This is a genomic window from Gordonia desulfuricans NBRC 100010 (genome assembly GCF_001485495.1).
GTDB lineage: Bacteria > Actinomycetota > Actinomycetes > Mycobacteriales > Mycobacteriaceae > Gordonia > Gordonia desulfuricans.
This window is the reverse complement of the sequence record NZ_BCNF01000057.1, coordinates 1-15,577: the sequence shown is the minus strand read 5'-3', so window position 1 is coordinate 15,577 and position 15,577 is coordinate 1. Positions and strand designations below refer to the sequence as shown.

Annotated in this window: 13 protein-coding genes; 5 read left to right on the top strand and 8 right to left on the bottom strand. The window is 68.6% G+C overall.

What is annotated here, in order from left to right:
- Window positions 1–142 precede the first annotated feature (142 nt).
- From GD1_RS10045 to GD1_RS10020, 6 genes are all read right to left on the bottom strand, one after another.
- Window positions 143–1,264, bottom strand: coding sequence for a lipase family protein (locus GD1_RS10045; protein WP_059036925.1), 1,122 nt, complete (start codon window positions 1,262–1,264; stop codon window positions 143–145).
- A 99-nt stretch (window positions 1,265–1,363) separates the two neighbouring features.
- Entirely contained in the window at window positions 1,364–2,323 is a 960-nt protein-coding gene (locus GD1_RS10040) for a 4-(cytidine 5'-diphospho)-2-C-methyl-D-erythritol kinase (RefSeq protein WP_053778477.1), read from the bottom strand.
- Window positions 2,324–2,453: 130 nt separating this feature from the next.
- Window positions 2,454–3,368 carry a 16S rRNA (adenine(1518)-N(6)/adenine(1519)-N(6))-dimethyltransferase RsmA gene (gene rsmA, locus GD1_RS10035; protein WP_059036905.1) on the bottom strand — a complete coding sequence of 305 codons (915 nt, stop codon included), beginning with the start codon at window positions 3,366–3,368 and terminating at the stop codon, window positions 2,454–2,456.
- Window positions 3,332–4,462 carry a resuscitation-promoting factor gene (locus tag GD1_RS10030; protein ID WP_020792816.1) on the bottom strand — a complete coding sequence of 377 codons (1,131 nt, stop codon included), beginning with the start codon at window positions 4,460–4,462 and terminating at the stop codon, window positions 3,332–3,334. The genes rsmA and GD1_RS10030 overlap by 37 nt, the downstream gene beginning before the upstream one ends.
- A gap of 77 nt (window positions 4,463–4,539) precedes the next feature.
- On the bottom strand, window positions 4,540–5,406 hold the full coding sequence (locus tag GD1_RS10025; RefSeq protein WP_059036924.1) for a TatD family hydrolase: 867 nt from the start codon (window positions 5,404–5,406) through the stop codon (window positions 4,540–4,542).
- 85 nt (window positions 5,407–5,491) lie between these two features.
- Window positions 5,492–6,349 carry a PhzF family phenazine biosynthesis protein gene (locus GD1_RS10020; protein WP_059036904.1) on the bottom strand — a complete coding sequence of 286 codons (858 nt, stop codon included), beginning with the start codon at window positions 6,347–6,349 and terminating at the stop codon, window positions 5,492–5,494.
- Between the two features lie 136 nt (window positions 6,350–6,485).
- Here GD1_RS10020 and GD1_RS10015 point away from each other — a divergent pair, with 136 nt between their 5' ends.
- Window positions 6,486–7,196 carry an HAD family hydrolase gene (locus GD1_RS10015; protein WP_059036903.1) on the top strand — a complete coding sequence of 237 codons (711 nt, stop codon included), beginning with the start codon at window positions 6,486–6,488 and terminating at the stop codon, window positions 7,194–7,196.
- Window positions 7,193–9,544, top strand: a complete 2,352-nt coding sequence (locus tag GD1_RS10010; RefSeq protein WP_020789739.1) for a glycoside hydrolase family 65 protein — start codon at window positions 7,193–7,195, stop codon at window positions 9,542–9,544. Before GD1_RS10015 ends, GD1_RS10010 begins: the two co-directional genes overlap by 4 nt.
- Before the next feature lie 78 nt (window positions 9,545–9,622).
- On the opposite strand, the gene GD1_RS10005 is transcribed toward GD1_RS10010, so the two are convergent.
- Both GD1_RS10005 and GD1_RS10000 read right to left on the bottom strand, forming a co-directional pair.
- Entirely contained in the window at window positions 9,623–10,738 is a 1,116-nt protein-coding gene (locus GD1_RS10005; protein ID WP_059036902.1) for an alpha/beta hydrolase, read from the bottom strand.
- Window positions 10,739–10,798: 60 nt separating this feature from the next.
- On the bottom strand, window positions 10,799–11,914 hold the full coding sequence (locus GD1_RS10000; protein ID WP_020789729.1) for an alpha/beta hydrolase: 1,116 nt from the start codon (window positions 11,912–11,914) through the stop codon (window positions 10,799–10,801).
- A gap of 39 nt (window positions 11,915–11,953) precedes the next feature.
- Between GD1_RS10000 and metG the strand changes: the two genes are divergently transcribed.
- From metG to GD1_RS09985, 3 genes are read left to right on the top strand one after another with little or no spacing between them, the layout of a single operon-like run.
- The gene (gene metG / locus GD1_RS09995; RefSeq protein WP_020789741.1) at window positions 11,954–13,525 is read left to right on the top strand and encodes a methionine--tRNA ligase; all 1,572 of its coding nucleotides are present in this window, start codon (window positions 11,954–11,956) and stop codon (window positions 13,523–13,525) included.
- Between the two features lie 22 nt (window positions 13,526–13,547).
- Window positions 13,548–14,741, top strand: coding sequence for an aminodeoxychorismate synthase component I (locus tag GD1_RS09990; RefSeq protein ID WP_020789734.1), 1,194 nt, complete (start codon window positions 13,548–13,550; stop codon window positions 14,739–14,741).
- Window positions 14,741–15,475: an SGNH/GDSL hydrolase family protein gene (locus GD1_RS09985; protein ID WP_238403597.1), complete on the top strand. Its 735-nt coding sequence runs from the start codon at window positions 14,741–14,743 to the stop codon at window positions 15,473–15,475. The genes GD1_RS09990 and GD1_RS09985 overlap by 1 nt, the downstream gene beginning before the upstream one ends.
- Window positions 15,476–15,577: the final 102 nt, after the last annotated feature.

Sequence of the window (15,577 nt, the reverse complement as noted above, 5' to 3'; positions counted from 1 at the left end):
CAGCGGACCTCCCCCGTGGTCGACGGGTCGATCAGTACCGATGAGCAGGCAGAAAGCACTGGTAGACGATAACAACGACGCGTGACACGCCACCCGACGGGGCCACAGCGTCCCGGTCGGCGCCGGTCCCGGGCCGGCGCCATCAGTCGCGGCCGAACGCCGACGACACCGACCCGATCACCTCGCCGAGCGCCTTGGTCACGACGTCGGTGTGGTCGGCGCGCAGATGTGTGTGCAGATCGACGGCGGTCCCGGCCGAACGCATCGAGCGGACCAGCGATGCGGTCAGCGTGTACGGGACCACCGGGTCGAGAACGCCGTGGTCGATCCGGATCGGCGCCGGATAACCACTGGTCGGGACGCTCATGTAGTCGGTGAGGGCGTCGGTGAACTCCGTGGTGCGCAGCGACGAGTCGAGCAACGCACCGGGCGCCACCGACCGCATCGCCTCGGACACCTCGCCGTTGCAGGCCGAACGGGCCAGGTCGAGGTAGCGCTTGCCGTCGGCGGTGAGGTGGTCGGTCACGTGCAGGTCGGGTCGGGCGTGGTCGAGACCGGCCAGGATATAGAGGAACAGCGCGCTGACGACGTTGAGTTTGCCCAGACTCGGCACGTCGGGGGTGAACACACCGGCCATCAGCCTTTCGACGCCCGACGCCGGGGCGAAGGCGACGATCTCCCGTAGCCGCAACTCCGGTGCATACGACGGCGCCTCGTGTCCGGCGAACAGCGCGGCGTGCCCGCCCTGCGAGTGCCCCACCGACACCCAGTCGGCGCTCAGTGAGGCATCCCGGGCCCGGGCCGCGCGGATCAGGTCGAGCACCGAGTGCGCCGCGGCCTTGCCGCCGAGATATTCGGTCTCCCCGGCCGATCCGAGTCCGGCGTAGTCGGTGGCGGTGACCGCATATCCCGATCTCAGTGCGTCGCGGATCGGGGCGTCGACACCGTCGCCCTTGCGGGTGCGGCTCGGTGCGCACTCGTCGGCGATCCCGGTGGTGCCGTGCGCCCAGGAGAAGATGCGGCGTCCCCCGGTGGGTGCCGGCGTCGACGGGATGTAGACGACCCCGGTGGAGATGGCCGGCCGGCCGTTCTGGTCGCGGGTCACATAGGTCAGCCGGGTGCCGGAGGCGGCACCGGACGGGAGGTCGGCACCGGCGATCGCCTCGGTCGACAGCACACGTCCCGCATCGGGTGCGGCCGATGCCGGTGCGGTGGTGACCACACCCGCGCCGGCGAACACCGCGAGCGCCCCGACCGTCGACACGAGCCGACGCAGCGGTCGCGTGGGCGACGACGGGCCGGTTCGGGTTCGGGTGGCAGGACGCACCCGATCGAGCTTAGCGAGAAGTCGACGAGACCGGGGTCACTCCTCTGGCGGCTTGCGGGTGGCACCGGGCACCGGACCGGCGGCGGTGCGCACCGAGCGGGCCACCCCGGCCCCCGACAGTTCGGCGGCCACCGCCACCGCATCCTCGGCGCCCGAGCACAGGAATGCGCATGTCGGACCCGAGCCCGACACGATGCCGCCGAGCGCCCCGGCGTCGATCCCGGCCCGCAGGGTGCGCCGTAGTGCCGGTTGCAGACTCAGCGCGGCCGGCTGCAGATCGTTGTGCAACAGCGGGGCGATCTCCTGCGGCCGGCCACCGGCAAGTGCCTGCACGAGCGCGTCCGGACGGGGGTTGGCACCGGAGTACTCGTCGGCCCGGTTCTCCCGCAACCGATCGAGCTCGGCGAAAACCTTTGGTGTCGAGAGACCTTCGCGTGCCAACGCCAGTACCCAGTGCAGTTCACCGCGGGCGAGTACCGGCATCAGCTGCTCGCCGCGACCAGTGCCGAGTGCGGTTCCGCCCTGCACCGAGAAGGGGACGTCGCTGCCGAGGCCGGCCGCGAGTTCGAGGATCTCGGCGCGGGAGATGTCGAGCTTCCACAGGGCCGCCAAGGCCACGAGCGCACCGGCGGCATCGGCGCTGCCGCCGGCCATCCCCCCGGCGACGGGGATGCGTTTGACGATGTCGATACTCACCCGCGGATCGCGTCCGACGTGTTCGCCGAGCGCCCGGGCGGCCCGTACGGCGAGGTTGTTCTCGTCGAGCGGCACCGATTCGGTGTCGGCGCCGCGACCACCCGACCGCGACATGGTGACGGTCGTCGCGGCCGACCGCGCGACGGTGACGTCGTCGTAGAGCGACAACGCCTGGAAGATGGTGACGAGGTCGTGGTAGCCGTCGTCGCGCAGCGGACCGACGCCGAGATGCAGATTGATCTTGGCCGGGACGCGCACCGTGACGGCACCCGAGATCACCGACAGGGATGCGGGAGACACGCGTCAAGGATAGTGAATGCCACCGCTCCGGCGGCCATCGAGACGCGTCGGCGCGCTGCCGTGTCGCCGAACGGGGACCGCCGAGCAGGTGCCGTCGAGCAGGTGCCGTCGAGCAGGTGCCGTCGAGGATTCAGGCGGGTTCGACGGCGGCCAGACGCACGAAGTCGTCGACGTCGAGCTTCTCGCCGCGGATCTGCGGGTCGATCCCGGCCGCACGCAGCCGCCGTTCGGCCTCGACCGGTGATCCGGCCCAGCCGGCCAGCGCCGAACGCATCGTCTTGCGGCGCTGGGCGAATGCCGCGTCGATCACCGCGAACACCCGTGCGCGCGCGGCGGGATCGGCGGAGTGGGCGTCGGTCCGCTGCACCCGCACCAACCCGGATTCCACCTTGGGTTCGGGCCAGAAGACGTTGCGGCCCACCGCGCCTGCACGGCTGACGTCACCGAAGTAGCGGGCCTTGACACTGGGCACACCGTAGACGCGGTTGCCGGGGGGTGCGGCGAGACGGTCGGCCACCTCGGCCTGCACCATCACCAGAGCGGTTGTGATCGAAGGACATTCGGCGAGCAGATGCAGCAGCACCGGGACCGCGACGTTGTACGGCAGATTGGCGACCAGGGCCGTCGGCGCATACGGCAGATCGGTGGCGCGCACGCTCATCGCATCGGCGGTGACCACCGACAACGACGCCGACCGGCTCGGTGCCTGTTCGGCGACCGTGGCCGGCAGGCGGGTGGCCAGGACCGGGTCGATCTCCACCGCGATGACACGCGAGACGGTACCGAGCAGCGCCAGGGTCAGCGACCCGAGGCCGGGACCGACCTCCAGCACGGTGTCGTCAGCGCCCACCCCGGAGGCGGCGACGATGCGTCGCACGGTGTTGCCGTCATGGACGAAGTTCTGCCCCAGGGTCTTGGTGGGGCGGACGCCGAGCTCGTCGGCAAGGCGCCGGATCTGGGCCGGGCCGAGCAACCGGACATCGGTGTCGGCAGGCGTGTCGTCGGTGCTCAGCGCAGGCCCAGCCTGGACGAGCAGGACGGCCAGGCACCCCAGCCCTGGGCGGCCTGGGTCTTGGAGGCGACGGCGATCTGCTCCTCACGGGAGGCGAGATCGGCGCGCGGTGCGTACTCGAGTCCGCCCCAGCGCTCCCAGGTGTTCTGGTCGAACTGGACACCACCGTAGAAACCGTTGCCGGTGTTGATCGCCCAGTTGCCGGTGGCCTCACACTGCGCGAGGGCATCCCACACCGAACCGAGCGGCACGAACGGGGCGCCGGGCTTGGTGCCCACCTTGACCGTCGCGGCGACCGGTTCGGTCAGCACCTGCTGACCCAGCTTGGTGCGCTTGACGATCTTGCCGTTGACGGTGGTCACCTCGTAGGTGACGTTGGCCCGCCCCGGGGTGCCCTTCTTCACGACGACGCGACGGTTCTTGATCAGCGTCGGATCGTCCTGGGTGACATCGGGAGCGGTGATGTCCTCTTCGACGGTGGTCTCCGAGGTCCGGATCCGGGTGACGTCGAGGGTCATGTCGTCGCGGACCTTGGTGTCGGCGGCCGGGGTCACCTCGTCGGCTGCGGTCAGCGGGGCACCGAGACGTTCGAAGACCTCGGCGACGGTCTCGGCCGGGACCGACTTCACCGACTTCACCCCGCCGTCGACGATGGTCAGCTTCTTGGGGAGGGTGACGTCGACGACGGCTCCGTCCACCGGGATCGGGCCGGCGGCGTTGAAGTTCGGGTCGTCGGCGGCCTGGTCGAGCCCCTGCTGTGCGAGCAGCTGGGCGACGTTGACCGCGGTGGTCTGCACCGTGCGCCGCTCCCCCTCGATGTCGAGGGTGACGGTCTTCTGCCGGTGGAAGGTGATGGTCTGGCCGTCGGAGAACCCGGCGTCGAGCGCCGGCGAGACGATGTCGCCGTCGGCGGCGTCGTAGCCCTGCGACTCGAGCAGGGAGTCGACGTCCATCGACATGGTGGCGACCTGGATCTTCTGGCCGTCGACGTCGAGGGTGACGTTCTTGTGCATCGTCACGCCCATCACACCGCCGGCGGCAACAGTGACGAGCACGGCCCCGATGGCCACGCGCGCACGCATCGATTCGAGCTGGTGGATTCTGGCGATTACAGACAAGAGCAGCATCCTGGTCGACTACATGGTCCCCCCGTGCCGCGAACTGAATCGGCGACGGATCACAATACGATAACGAGCCGGGGTGATTACTGCAAAGGTGCCTGATAGGCGCGTCGCGCATTGCCGCCCAGGATTCCGGCCATCGTCTCGTCGTCGGTTCCGCGGATGGCGGCCAGTGCGCGGGCGGTGTACGGCAGGCAATACGACTGATTCGGCTGGCCACGGTAGGGATGTGGGGTCAGGAACGGCGCATCGGTCTCCACCAGGATCTGCTCGTCGGGCACCAGGAGAGCCGCCTCACGAAGTTCGTCGGCATTGGCGAAGCTCACAGTCCCGGAGAAGCTCAGCAGGTACCCGCGGTCGACACATTCGCGTGCAACATTTCGGTCACCGGAGAAGCAATGCATGATCACGACCTCCGGTGAGCCCTCGGCCGCCAGGATGTCGAGCAGATCCTGGTCGGCCTCCCGGTTGTGGATCATCAGCGGCTTGCCGATCCGCTTCGCCAGGTCGATGTGCCAGACGAAGGCGTCCTTCTGCACCTCGGGGGATGCCGCCGACTCCGACTTGCCCGGCCAGTAGTAGTCCAGCCCCGTCTCACCCACCGCCACCACACGCGGATCGGCGACCATCTCCTCCAGCTCGGCGCGCGCGGCGTCGTCGAGCTCACCGGCATGCGTCGGGTGCAGGGCGACCGCCGCGAAGGCCCGCTCGTCCCAGTGCGCGGCCTGTACCGCCCAGCGGGCGTCGATCATGTCGTCGGCGACGGTGACCACCGCCTCCACCCCCACCGCCTGGGCGTGGTCGAGGATCGCGCGGACCGACTCGGCATCCCGGCCACCGCAGGCGGCGAGGTGGGTGTGCGCATCCACCAGGCCCGGCAGCGGCGCCGGGTCCGGCGGTGGCTCCCGCCGACGACGCTTCTTGGCCTCCTTGGCCGACTCGGTCTTCATCGAACCCGACTGCTGCGAACCGTTCTGCTGCGAACCGTGCTGCTGCGCAGCGTCGGGCAGGGAGGAATCGGACATGCGCCCAACTCTAGAGAGCGACGCTCCCGTCGATCACGGTGGCACTGCGCCCGCCCACCCAGATGTGATCCCCGTCATCGTCGACGTAGACCCGGCCGGCGCGGCCGAGCACGGTCCCCTGCGACACCACATAACTCGGCGGCAGCACCCCCTCGCCGCGCAGCCACACCGCCAGCCCGGCGTTGAGGCTGCCGGTCACCGGGTCCTCGGGCACCGCCACGCCCGGCGCGAAGGCCCGCACCTCGAAGCCCACGTCGGTGCCGGGCCGGCTGCCCTCGTCGTAGGCGCCGATCAGTCCCACATCACGCGCGCCGAGGGCGGCGTAGTCGGGTCGCACGCCGAGGACGCGCGCGGCGGAGTCGAGCCGCAGACCCATCCACGGCGGACCGTTGTCCACCCAGGCGGCGCCCAGGACGTGGCCGGCGTCGAGGCCGAGGGCCTCGCGCACCCGCGTGAGATCGTCGTCGGCGATCGGGCCCGACCGCCGCAGCCCGGGGGCGGCGAACGCCAGACGGTCGGCGTCACGACGGATCTCCACCAGGCCGATCCCGCACTCCTGCACGATCACCTCGCCGCGCGGCAGCCCGCCGGCGGCCAGCCAGGCATGCGCCGAACCGAGCGTCGGATGACCGGCGAACGGCAGTTCCCCGTCGACGCCCGCCGGGGTCGGGGTGAAGATCCGCAGGCGATAGTCGGCCGACGGATCGGTCGGCGGCAACACGAAGGTGGTCTCCGACAGGTTGGTCCAGCGCGCGAACGCCGCCATCTGCTCACCGGTCAGACCCTCCGCGTCGAGGACCACTGCGACCGGATTGCCGGTGACCGGACCGGAGACGAACACATCCACCTGGGCGAAGCGACGAGACATGGCCCCATCTTTGAACATTCACCGACCTGCGGTCCACCCCACATCGCCATCGTCTCGTCGCCGACACGCCACCGCACGGACACGGTTACGTCGCATAGCGCGCCGAGCACGCCACCGGCGGGTAGCGTTGCGAATCGTGTTGGGATTGCCAGATACCGTCACCGTCGCCCTGTTCGACCTCGACGGTGTTCTCACCAGTACCGCGGTGCTGCATCAGCAGGCGTGGAAGGCGGCATTCGACGCCTTCCTGCGGCAACGTGACGGAGCCGACTTCGTCCCGTTCACCGAACAGGACTACCTCGACTACGTCGACGGCCGTCCCCGCGACGACGGCATCGCGGCCTTCCTCGCCGCGCGCGGGATCACCGACGTCGACCCGGCCACCGCTGCGGCGATCGGCTCCGGCAAGAACGAGTTGTTCCTGAAAAACCTGGAAAGCGGTGGGGTCATGCCCTATCCGGGATCGGTCCGCTACCTGCAGGCGGCTCGCGACGCCGGGCTGCGGATCGCTGTGGTCACCTCGTCGAAGAACGGCAAGGCCGTCCTCGACGCGGCCGACCTGTCGAAGTTCGTGGAGGTGCGGGTCGACGGACTCGTCACCTCCGAGCGGGGGCTGCGCGGCAAGCCCGCCCCCGATTCGTATCTTCTCGGCGCGGAGCTGATGGGTGTGCCACCCTCGGCGGCCGCGGTGTTCGAGGATGCGATCTCCGGAGTGCAGTCCGGCGCCGCCGGCCACTTCGGCTATGTCGTCGGCATCGACCGGGTCGGCGGCACACAGGCTGCGTCCATGACCGCGGCCGGTGCGTCCATCGTCGTCAACGATCTCGAGGAACTGCTGCCTGTATGAGCAACACTGATCACGCCTACGGCTTCGACGTCCACCCCTGGCAGCTGCGCTGGCGCGGGCTCGACATCGACATGCTCGGTCGCACCGAGACCCTCTTCGCGCTGTCGAACGGGCACATCGGGTTGCGCGGCAGCTTCGAGGAGGGCGAGCCGGTCGACCATCCCGGTACGTACCTGAACGGCTTCTACGAGCAGCGCGGTCTGCCATATGCCGAAAGTGGTTACGGCTACCCGGAATCCGGGCAGACGGTGGTCAACGTCACCGACGGCAAGATCATCCGGTTGCTCGTCGAGGACGAGCCGATGGATCTCCGGTACGGGCGCACCGAGGAACACGAGCGTGTACTCGACTTCCGCACCGGCACCCTGCGGCGCAACACCCTGTGGACCTCCCCCACCGGCCGGACCGTGCGGATCAAATCCGAACGCCTCGTCTCGTTCACCAAGCGCACCATCGCCGCGATCCACTACGAGGTGGAGCCGGTCGGCGAGGACATGAAGCTGGTGCTGCAGTCGGATCTGCTGGCCAACGAACCGATCCCGACGCCCGGCAACGATCCTCGTCTGGCGGCGGCCCTGGACGCACCGCTGGTCTCCGACCTCGCGACCTGCCGCAACTACTGGGGAATCCTGGTGCACCACACCAAGTCCTCCGGGCTGCACATGGCGGCGGGCATGGACCACCAGATCGACTTCCCCGATCGCGCGGACACGTTCATCCGTGCCGACGGCGACCTCGCCCGGCTCACGGTGGCCGCGAACGTTCCGCAGGGCAGCCGGCTGAGCCTGACCAAGTACATCGGCTACGGCTGGTCGGCACGCCGGTCGGTGCCCGCCCTGCGAGCACAGGTCGACGCCGCCCTGGCGATGGCGATGGAGACCGGCTGGGAGTCGCTGAAGGCCGACCAGGTGGCCTACCTCGAGGACTTCTGGCGTGACGCCGACGTCGAGATCGACGGCGATCCCGAACTGCAGCAGGCGATTCGGTTCGCGCTCTACCACGTCCTGCAGGCCGGTGCCCGCGGTCAGTCGCGGGCGATCCCGGCGAAGGGCCTCACCGGTCCCGGCTATGACGGCCACACCTTCTGGGACACCGAGAGTTTCATCCTGCCGATGCTCACCTACACCGTCCCCGCCGCGGCCGGCGAGGAGCTGCGGTGGCGGCACGCCACGATGGACAAGGCCAAGTCCCGGGCCGCCGAACTCGCCCAGCGCGGTGCGATGTTCCCGTGGCGGTCGATCAACGGTGACGAGTGTTCGGGCTACTGGCCCGCCGGTACCGCCGGTGTGCACGTCAGCGCCGACATCGCCAATGCCACCGGACGATATCTGCGTGCCACCGGCGACGAACAGTTCGAGGAGGAGTGCGGCGTCGAACTGCTGGTGGAGACCGCGCGGCTGTTCGCCGGGATGGGTCATCACGACGCCGACGGCAACTTCCGGATCGACGGCATCACCGGCCCCGACGAGTACACGGCCGTGGTGAACAACAACATCTTCACCAATCTCGCCGCCCAGCAGAACTTCCGGGATGCGATCACCGCAGTGCACCGTCGCCCCGACCTGGCGCACAAACTCGGGGTCACCAATGCCGAGACCGCACACTGGGAATCGTGTGCCGACGACATGGTGCTGCCCTACGACGAGGCACTCGGGGTGCATCAGCAGTGTGAGGCCTTCACCCACCTCGGGGTGTGGGACTTCGAGGCGTCACGCGGCAAATACCCTCTGCTGCTGAACTATCCGTACTTCGACCTGTACCGCAAGCAGGTGGTCAAACAGGCCGACCTGGTGTTCGCGATGTACATGTTCGGTGACCGGTTCACCCCCGAGCAGAAGCTGCGGAACTTCGACTACTACTACCCGATCACCGTGCGCGACTCGTCGCTGTCGGCGTGCTGTGAGGCGGTCACCGCGGCCGAGGTGGGCTATCTCGACCTGGCCTACGACCTGCTCGTCGAATCGGTGTTCACCGATCTCCACGACCTGCACGACAACGTGACCAGCGGTCTGCACATCGCCGCGCTGGCCGGGGCGTGGACCGACTGTGTGGCCGGGTTCGGCGGTATGCGCGACTTCGGCGGCAACATCACCTTCGCACCGCGGCTGCCGTCGCGGCTGGACTATCTGTCCTTCCGCATGGTGGTCCGCGACTCGAAGATCGTGGTGGCCGTGGACAAGTCGATGGCCACCTACCGGTTGCTGTCGGGGCCGCCGATCGACCTGGCCCATCACGGCAAGCAGTTCACCCTCACCGAGGGTACCCCGGTGAGCCTGAGCATCCCGGAGATCGAACTGCGGGAGCCGCCCAAGGCACCGCCGGGCTGCGAACCGTACCGCCGCATCTGACCCGACCCTCGCCGGCACGTGACCCCACGTGCCGGCGAGACCGGCACACCCGTTGTGGCCCTACCCGGTGTGCACTGCTCAGTGTGTCGGCCGGGCATCCGGGTCGGGGGTGACGTGCTTGTCGGCGAGCTCGCCGAGCTTGCGCAGCACCCGCTTGGACGACTCGGCCCACGGCATGAGGATCGGGAACACGTGGAACATCCCTTCCTCCTCCATCACCGACAGCGGCACACCGGCATCGCGCAGCACCTCGACGAAGCTGCGGATACCGTCGCGGAACATCTCACGTTCACCCCAGCAGACGAATGTCGGCGGGAACCACTCCGGATCGGGGTGTCCGTACACCGCCGACACCCTGTCGTCGTTGGGCTGCACGCCCCGAAGGTACGGCGCCACCGGGATACTCCACGGCAGGATGTCGAAGGGGGCGTTGTCGACCACCGAATCGTGGTCGAGGTCGAGGTCGATCTCCGGCGAGAACAGCGCCAGCGCAGCGGGTTTGGGTAGATCGTTGTCACGCAGGTAGGTGATCAGCGACGTCGCGAGACCACCGCCGCCGGAATCGCCGGCGACGATCAGGTGGTCGGCGTCGATTCCCCGGTCGAGCAGTCCTCGATAGACGTCGGCGGCGTCGTGAAGTCCTGCGGGGAAGGGGAATTCGGGGGCCATCCGGTAGTCGGGGATGAAGATCTCGGTCCCGGTCAACCGCACCAGCGCCGCGGCGAACGCCGCGTACATGATGGGCGAGGTGCCGATGTAGCCGCCGCCGTGCAGGTACAGCAGTGTGGCGTCGATAGCCACCTTCTCCTCGCCGTCGTCGACGTAGGAGTCCGAGCTGGCCTTCGCACGGCACCAGAGTCCGCGCACCCCGGCGATCTCGTCGCTGGTGATCTCGACGCCTCCGGCGTTACCGATCACCGGAGGCAGCACGACGTTGCAGATCCCGTCGAGGACCTTCTCCACCGAACGGAACTCCTCGATGGGCAGGCCCATCGAGTACCCCATGAACGACCGCACGGCCTGACGGGTGAACGACTGACCGAGATTGTCGAGCAGTCCCGCGGGCCCGCGCCAGGGTTGCTGGAACGGCACCCGGGCCAGTCCGTTGGTCACGTTCTGCACCAGCCCCCATACGGCCAAGGCCGCCACCGGTGTCGATGCTGTTTCCACTCCGTCACGATCGGCCATCACCATGGCGCTCAGCCTAGGGGTTCCGGACGAACCGGACCACATGGAGCATCGCCCACACAGGGCTCAGTGCGTGGCCGTGGCCGCCGGATCCGGGGTGACGTGCCGGTCGACGAAGGCGTCGAGTTCGCGATACACCTCGTGTGAGCTCTCCGCCCACGGCATCAGGATCGGGAACACATGGAACATTCCCCGGCCCTCCACCGAGCACACCTCGACCTCGGCCTTCTCCAGGACGGCGACGTAGTCGCGGACGGGATCGCGGAACATCTCGGAACTGCCCCAACAGACGAACGCCGGCGGAAACCACTCCGGGTCGGGCTCGGCGCGGGCCGCCGACACCCGCTCGTCGTCGGGCTGGATGCCGTGCAGGTAGGGGGTGACCGGCACGTTCCACGGCAGGATGTCGGTGGTGGCGTTCTCGGTGATCGACGGGTGGTCGAGATCCAGATCGACCTCCGGGGAGAACAGGGCCACCGCCGCGGGCCGGGGCAGACCCTCGGTCCGCAGATGGTTCACCACCTGCGTCGCCAGGCCGCCGCCACCGGAGTCACCGGCGATGATCAGGTGGTCGGCGTCCACACCGCGGTCGAGGAGCCCGCGATAGACGTCCGTCGCGTCGAGCACCCCGGCCGGGTAGGGAAACTCCGGCGCCATCCGGTAGTCGGCGATGAACACCTCGCATCCGGTACCGCTGACCAGCGACGCGGCGAACGCCGAGTACATCATCGGGGTGGTGCCGATGTAGCCGCCGCCGTGCAGATACAGGATGGTGCCCTTGATGGTCTTCTTGTCCTCGGCGTCGTCGACGTGCTCGTCGGCGCTGGCCCGGGCACGCAGCCACAGCCCGGGAACCCCGGCGATCTCGTCGGTGGTGACCTCGACGCCGTCGGTGAGACGGATGAACGGCGGGATCACCACCTGGCAGAGATCGTCGAGCACCTTCTCCATCGAGCGGAACTCCTCGATCGGCAGTCCCACGATGTAGCCCATGAACGAGCGAATCGCCTGGCGGGTGACCGACTGGCCGACGTTGTCGAGCAGTCCGCCCGGGCCGTTCCAGAACTTGCGGAAGGGGACTCGGGCCAATCCGTTGAGCATGTTGTCGGCGAGTCCGACCATCGTCAGCGCCGTCACGGGGGTCGAGGCGGTCTGGACTTCAGGTCGATCGGCCATCACCATGTGGCCAGCTTAAACGCGACACGTATTCTTGGCACCACTATGTCCTCTGATCTGACCAGCACCGACGCGGCCGCCTCGTACGGCGCCGGACGCCCGTACTACCTCACCACCGCGATCGCCTACCCCAACGGCGCACCGCACATCGGGCACGCCTACGAGTACATCTCGGCCGATGCTCTCGCGCGTTTCAAACGGCTCGACGGATTCGACCTCCGATTCCTCACCGGAACCGACGTCCACGGCCAGAAGATGCAGCAGACCGCGGAGAAGGAGGGCATCCCCACCGCCGAGCTCGCCCGCCGCAACTCCGACAGCTTCCAGGCGCTGCAGGATCGGCTCGGCTCGAGCTACGACCGCTTCATCCGCACCTCCGACGACGATCACAAGCGTGCCTCGGAGGCCATCTGGCAGCGGATGAGTGCCAATGGGGACATCTACCTCGACACCTACGCCGGCTGGTACGACGTCCGCGACGAGGCGTTCTACGCCGAGGCCGACACCACCGTCGACGACGACGGCAACCGCGTCGCCACCGATTCCGGGCATGTGCTGACCTGGACCGAGGAGCAGACCTACTTCTTCCGGCTGTCGGCGTACCAGGACAGGCTGCTCGACCTGTACGAGAGCCACCCGGAGTTCATCGGCCCCGACACCCGCCGCAACGAGGTGATCAGCTTCGTCAAGGGCGGACTGACCGACCTGTCGGTGTCGCGCACCACCTTCGACTGGGGTGTGCCGGTCCCCGATCACCCCGGCCACGTCATGTACGTGTGGGTGGACGCGCTGACGAACTACCTGACCGGTGTCGGCTTCCCCGACGACCAGGCCACCTACGACCGGTACTGGCCGGCCGATCTGCACATCATCGGCAAGGACATCATCCGGTTCCACTGTGTGTACTGGCCGGCGTTCCTGATGAGTGCCGGCCTGCCCCTGCCGAAACGGGTCTTCGCACACGGCTTCTTGTTCAACAAGGGCGAGAAGATGAGCAAGTCGATCGGCAACGTCGTCGACCCGGACACCCTGATCGACGAGTACGGCCTGGATCCGGTGCGGTACTTCTTCCTGCGCGAGGTCTCCTATGGGCAGGACGGGTCGTATTCCACCGATGCAATCGTCGCCCGGATCAACGCCGACCTCGCCAACGAGTTCGGCAACCTGGCCCAGCGCACCCTGTCGATGATCGGCAAGTACTTCGACGGCGCGGTCCCCACCCCCGGCGAGTACACCGACGCCGATCGCCAACTCCTTTCCGCCGCAGACGGATTGCTGTCGGCGGTGCGCAACCACTTCGACGAGCAGGCCATCCATCTCGGCCTCGAGGCGCTGTGGTCGGTGCTCGCCGACACCAACCGCTACATCTCGGCGCAGGAACCCTGGAAGCTGGCCAAGACCGATCTCGATCGCACCGGCACCGTGCTGTACGCGTGTGCCGAGGTGGTGCGGATCGTCGCGCTGCTGGCCCAGCCGGTCCTGCCGACATCCTGTGGCACACTGCTCGATCTGCTCGCCGTGGGCGAACGCCGGGACTTCACCGCCGTCGCCGACCGTCTGACGCCCGGGACCGAACTGCCCAAGCCCACACCGGTTTTCCCCCGCTACGAGGGATGATCACCCGGTCCGGTCAGCGTCGATGAGCGCCACCGCACTCGACCTGTTGCACGCCCTCGACGTCGAGTCGGGGCGCCTCGGGCTGCCCGGACCCGCGGCACTGATCGGCGACTGGTGGGATGCCGACGCGGTGATCGCGCCGTCGATCGAGATCCTGCGCGACACCCCGCCCCCGGCGAACCCCGACCGCTTCTGGTTGGGCTATCTGGGATTCGGCGGCCCCCGCGCGGGCGAGGGACCGCTGCCGGAGTGTGCGGGCGGCCTCACCGATCGTCTGCTGGTGCTGCGCGACGGCCGGTGGGAGCATGTGGCACCGGCGGGTTCGCCGATGCCCGACTGGATCGAGCGATGCCTGGCCGACCCGTCGGCCATCATGTCAGCAGACGGATGCGGTGATGCGTGGTCCGCCGAATGGGTTGCTCCGCAGCGCGATCCCCACCTGCTCGCCATCGAGGAGTGTCTGGAGGCGATCCGCGCCGGCGAGGTGTACCAGGCATGTGTGTGTACCCGCTTCACCGGCGTCGTCCACGGTTCGGCCCTGGCCTTCTACACCGATCTGACCGCCGCCACCCGTCCGGCGAAGTCGGCTTTCCTCCAGGGTGATTGGGGGTCGGTGGCGAGCTTCTCGCCGGAGACCTTCCTGCGCCGCACCGGCAACATCGTCTCGTCGTCGCCGATCAAGGGAACCCTGCCCGCCGATGCCGACCCCACCGCACTCGCCGCGTCCGCCAAGGACATCGCCGAGAATGTGATGATCGTCGACCTGGTCCGCAACGATCTCGGCCGGGTCGCGGTCACCGGATCGGTCCGGGTGACCGATCTGCTCACCGTGGTCCCCGCACCCGGGGTGTGGCATCTGGTGTCGACGGTGCAGGCGATCGTCGATCCCACCGTCGGCACCTCCCGCCTGCTCGAGGCGACGTGGCCACCGGCATCGGTGACCGGCACCCCGAAGCTGCGTGCATGGGATCTCACCGCACAGTGGGAGGCCGAGGCGCGCGGCGTCTACTGCGGCGCCGTGGGCCTGGCCGGGCCCGACCACCTGCTCGATCTGAACGTGGCGATCCGCACCGTCGAGCTCACACCGTCGGGGACCGCCGAACTCGGTGTGGGCGGCGGGATCACCATCGATTCCGTCCCCGAGCGGGAATGGCAGGAATGTCTGGACAAGGCCGCGAGCATCGTCGGCTTCGAGAACACGGTAGAGGTGATCTGATGCAGCGAATCGTTGCACTCACCGGTGCCGCCACCTGGCGGACGCCGGTCGCATTGGTCCAGGGCCTGCGCGCCCGTAAGACGGTGCTGCGTCTGCCGCAGGCGGTCGGCGATCACGACGTGATCGGTGACGACCGCGATGGCCCGGTCACCCGCCTGGTGGTGCTCGGCGACAGTCTCGCCGGCGGCGTGGGCGTCGACCATCATCGCGACACCCTGGCCGGCGGGGTCGCACGACGCCTCGCCGCCCGCGTCGACGGGCCGGTGGAATGGCATGTCTACGCGCGGACCGGTTTCACCGCACGCGAGGTGGTCACCCTGATCGATCCGCAGGCACTGTCGGCGGCCGACGTCATCGTCGTGTCGGTCGGCGCGAACGACACCAAGAACATGGTGCGCTCGCAACAGTGGCGGGCCGACCTGACCACGCTGATGGACACCGTCGTCGACGGCGCCGCCGAGTCGGCGCAGATCGTGCTGCTGCCCGTCCCCATCCTCAACATGTGCCCCGCACTGCCCGGCACCCTTGCCACCACCCTCGGCCGGCGGGCCGCCCGGTTCGACGCGGTGGCCGACGAGGTGGCCGCCCGCAACACCCGGATTCGCCGCTTCGATCGTTTCGTCCCGCCCGGCGACGACCTGTTCGCCGCCGACGGCTTCCATCCATCGGAGTCGTTCCACGACATCTACGCCGGCCTCATCGATTCCGTCCTGACAGACCCGATCCCCCGCTGATCAAGGCGACTTCCTCGCCATGGCGCAGCCGGTCGGCCGTCGCTCGGGCTGAGCAGCGACGAAGGAACGGCCCGTTGCTGATTGAGCCGGGACCGAGCATCG

Coding starts and splice junctions, on each gene's coding strand:
- GD1_RS10030 (WP_020792816.1), bottom strand. CDS start 4,462: ATGCTGCTCTTGTCTGTAATCGCCAGAATCCACCAGCTCGAATCGATG.
- GD1_RS10025 (WP_059036924.1), bottom strand. CDS start 5,406: ATGAAGACCGAGTCGGCCAAGGAGGCCAAGAAGCGTCGTCGGCGGGAG.
- GD1_RS10020 (WP_059036904.1), bottom strand. CDS start 6,349: ATGTCTCGTCGCTTCGCCCAGGTGGATGTGTTCGTCTCCGGTCCGGTC.
- GD1_RS10010 (WP_020789739.1), top strand. CDS start 7,193: ATGAGCAACACTGATCACGCCTACGGCTTCGACGTCCACCCCTGGCAG.
- GD1_RS10005 (WP_059036902.1), bottom strand. CDS start 10,738: ATGGTGATGGCCGATCGTGACGGAGTGGAAACAGCATCGACACCGGTG.
- GD1_RS10000 (WP_020789729.1), bottom strand. CDS start 11,914: ATGGTGATGGCCGATCGACCTGAAGTCCAGACCGCCTCGACCCCCGTG.
- metG (WP_020789741.1), top strand. CDS start 11,954: ATGTCCTCTGATCTGACCAGCACCGACGCGGCCGCCTCGTACGGCGCC.
- GD1_RS09990 (WP_020789734.1), top strand. CDS start 13,548: ATGAGCGCCACCGCACTCGACCTGTTGCACGCCCTCGACGTCGAGTCG.
- GD1_RS09985 (WP_238403597.1), top strand. CDS start 14,741: ATGCAGCGAATCGTTGCACTCACCGGTGCCGCCACCTGGCGGACGCCG.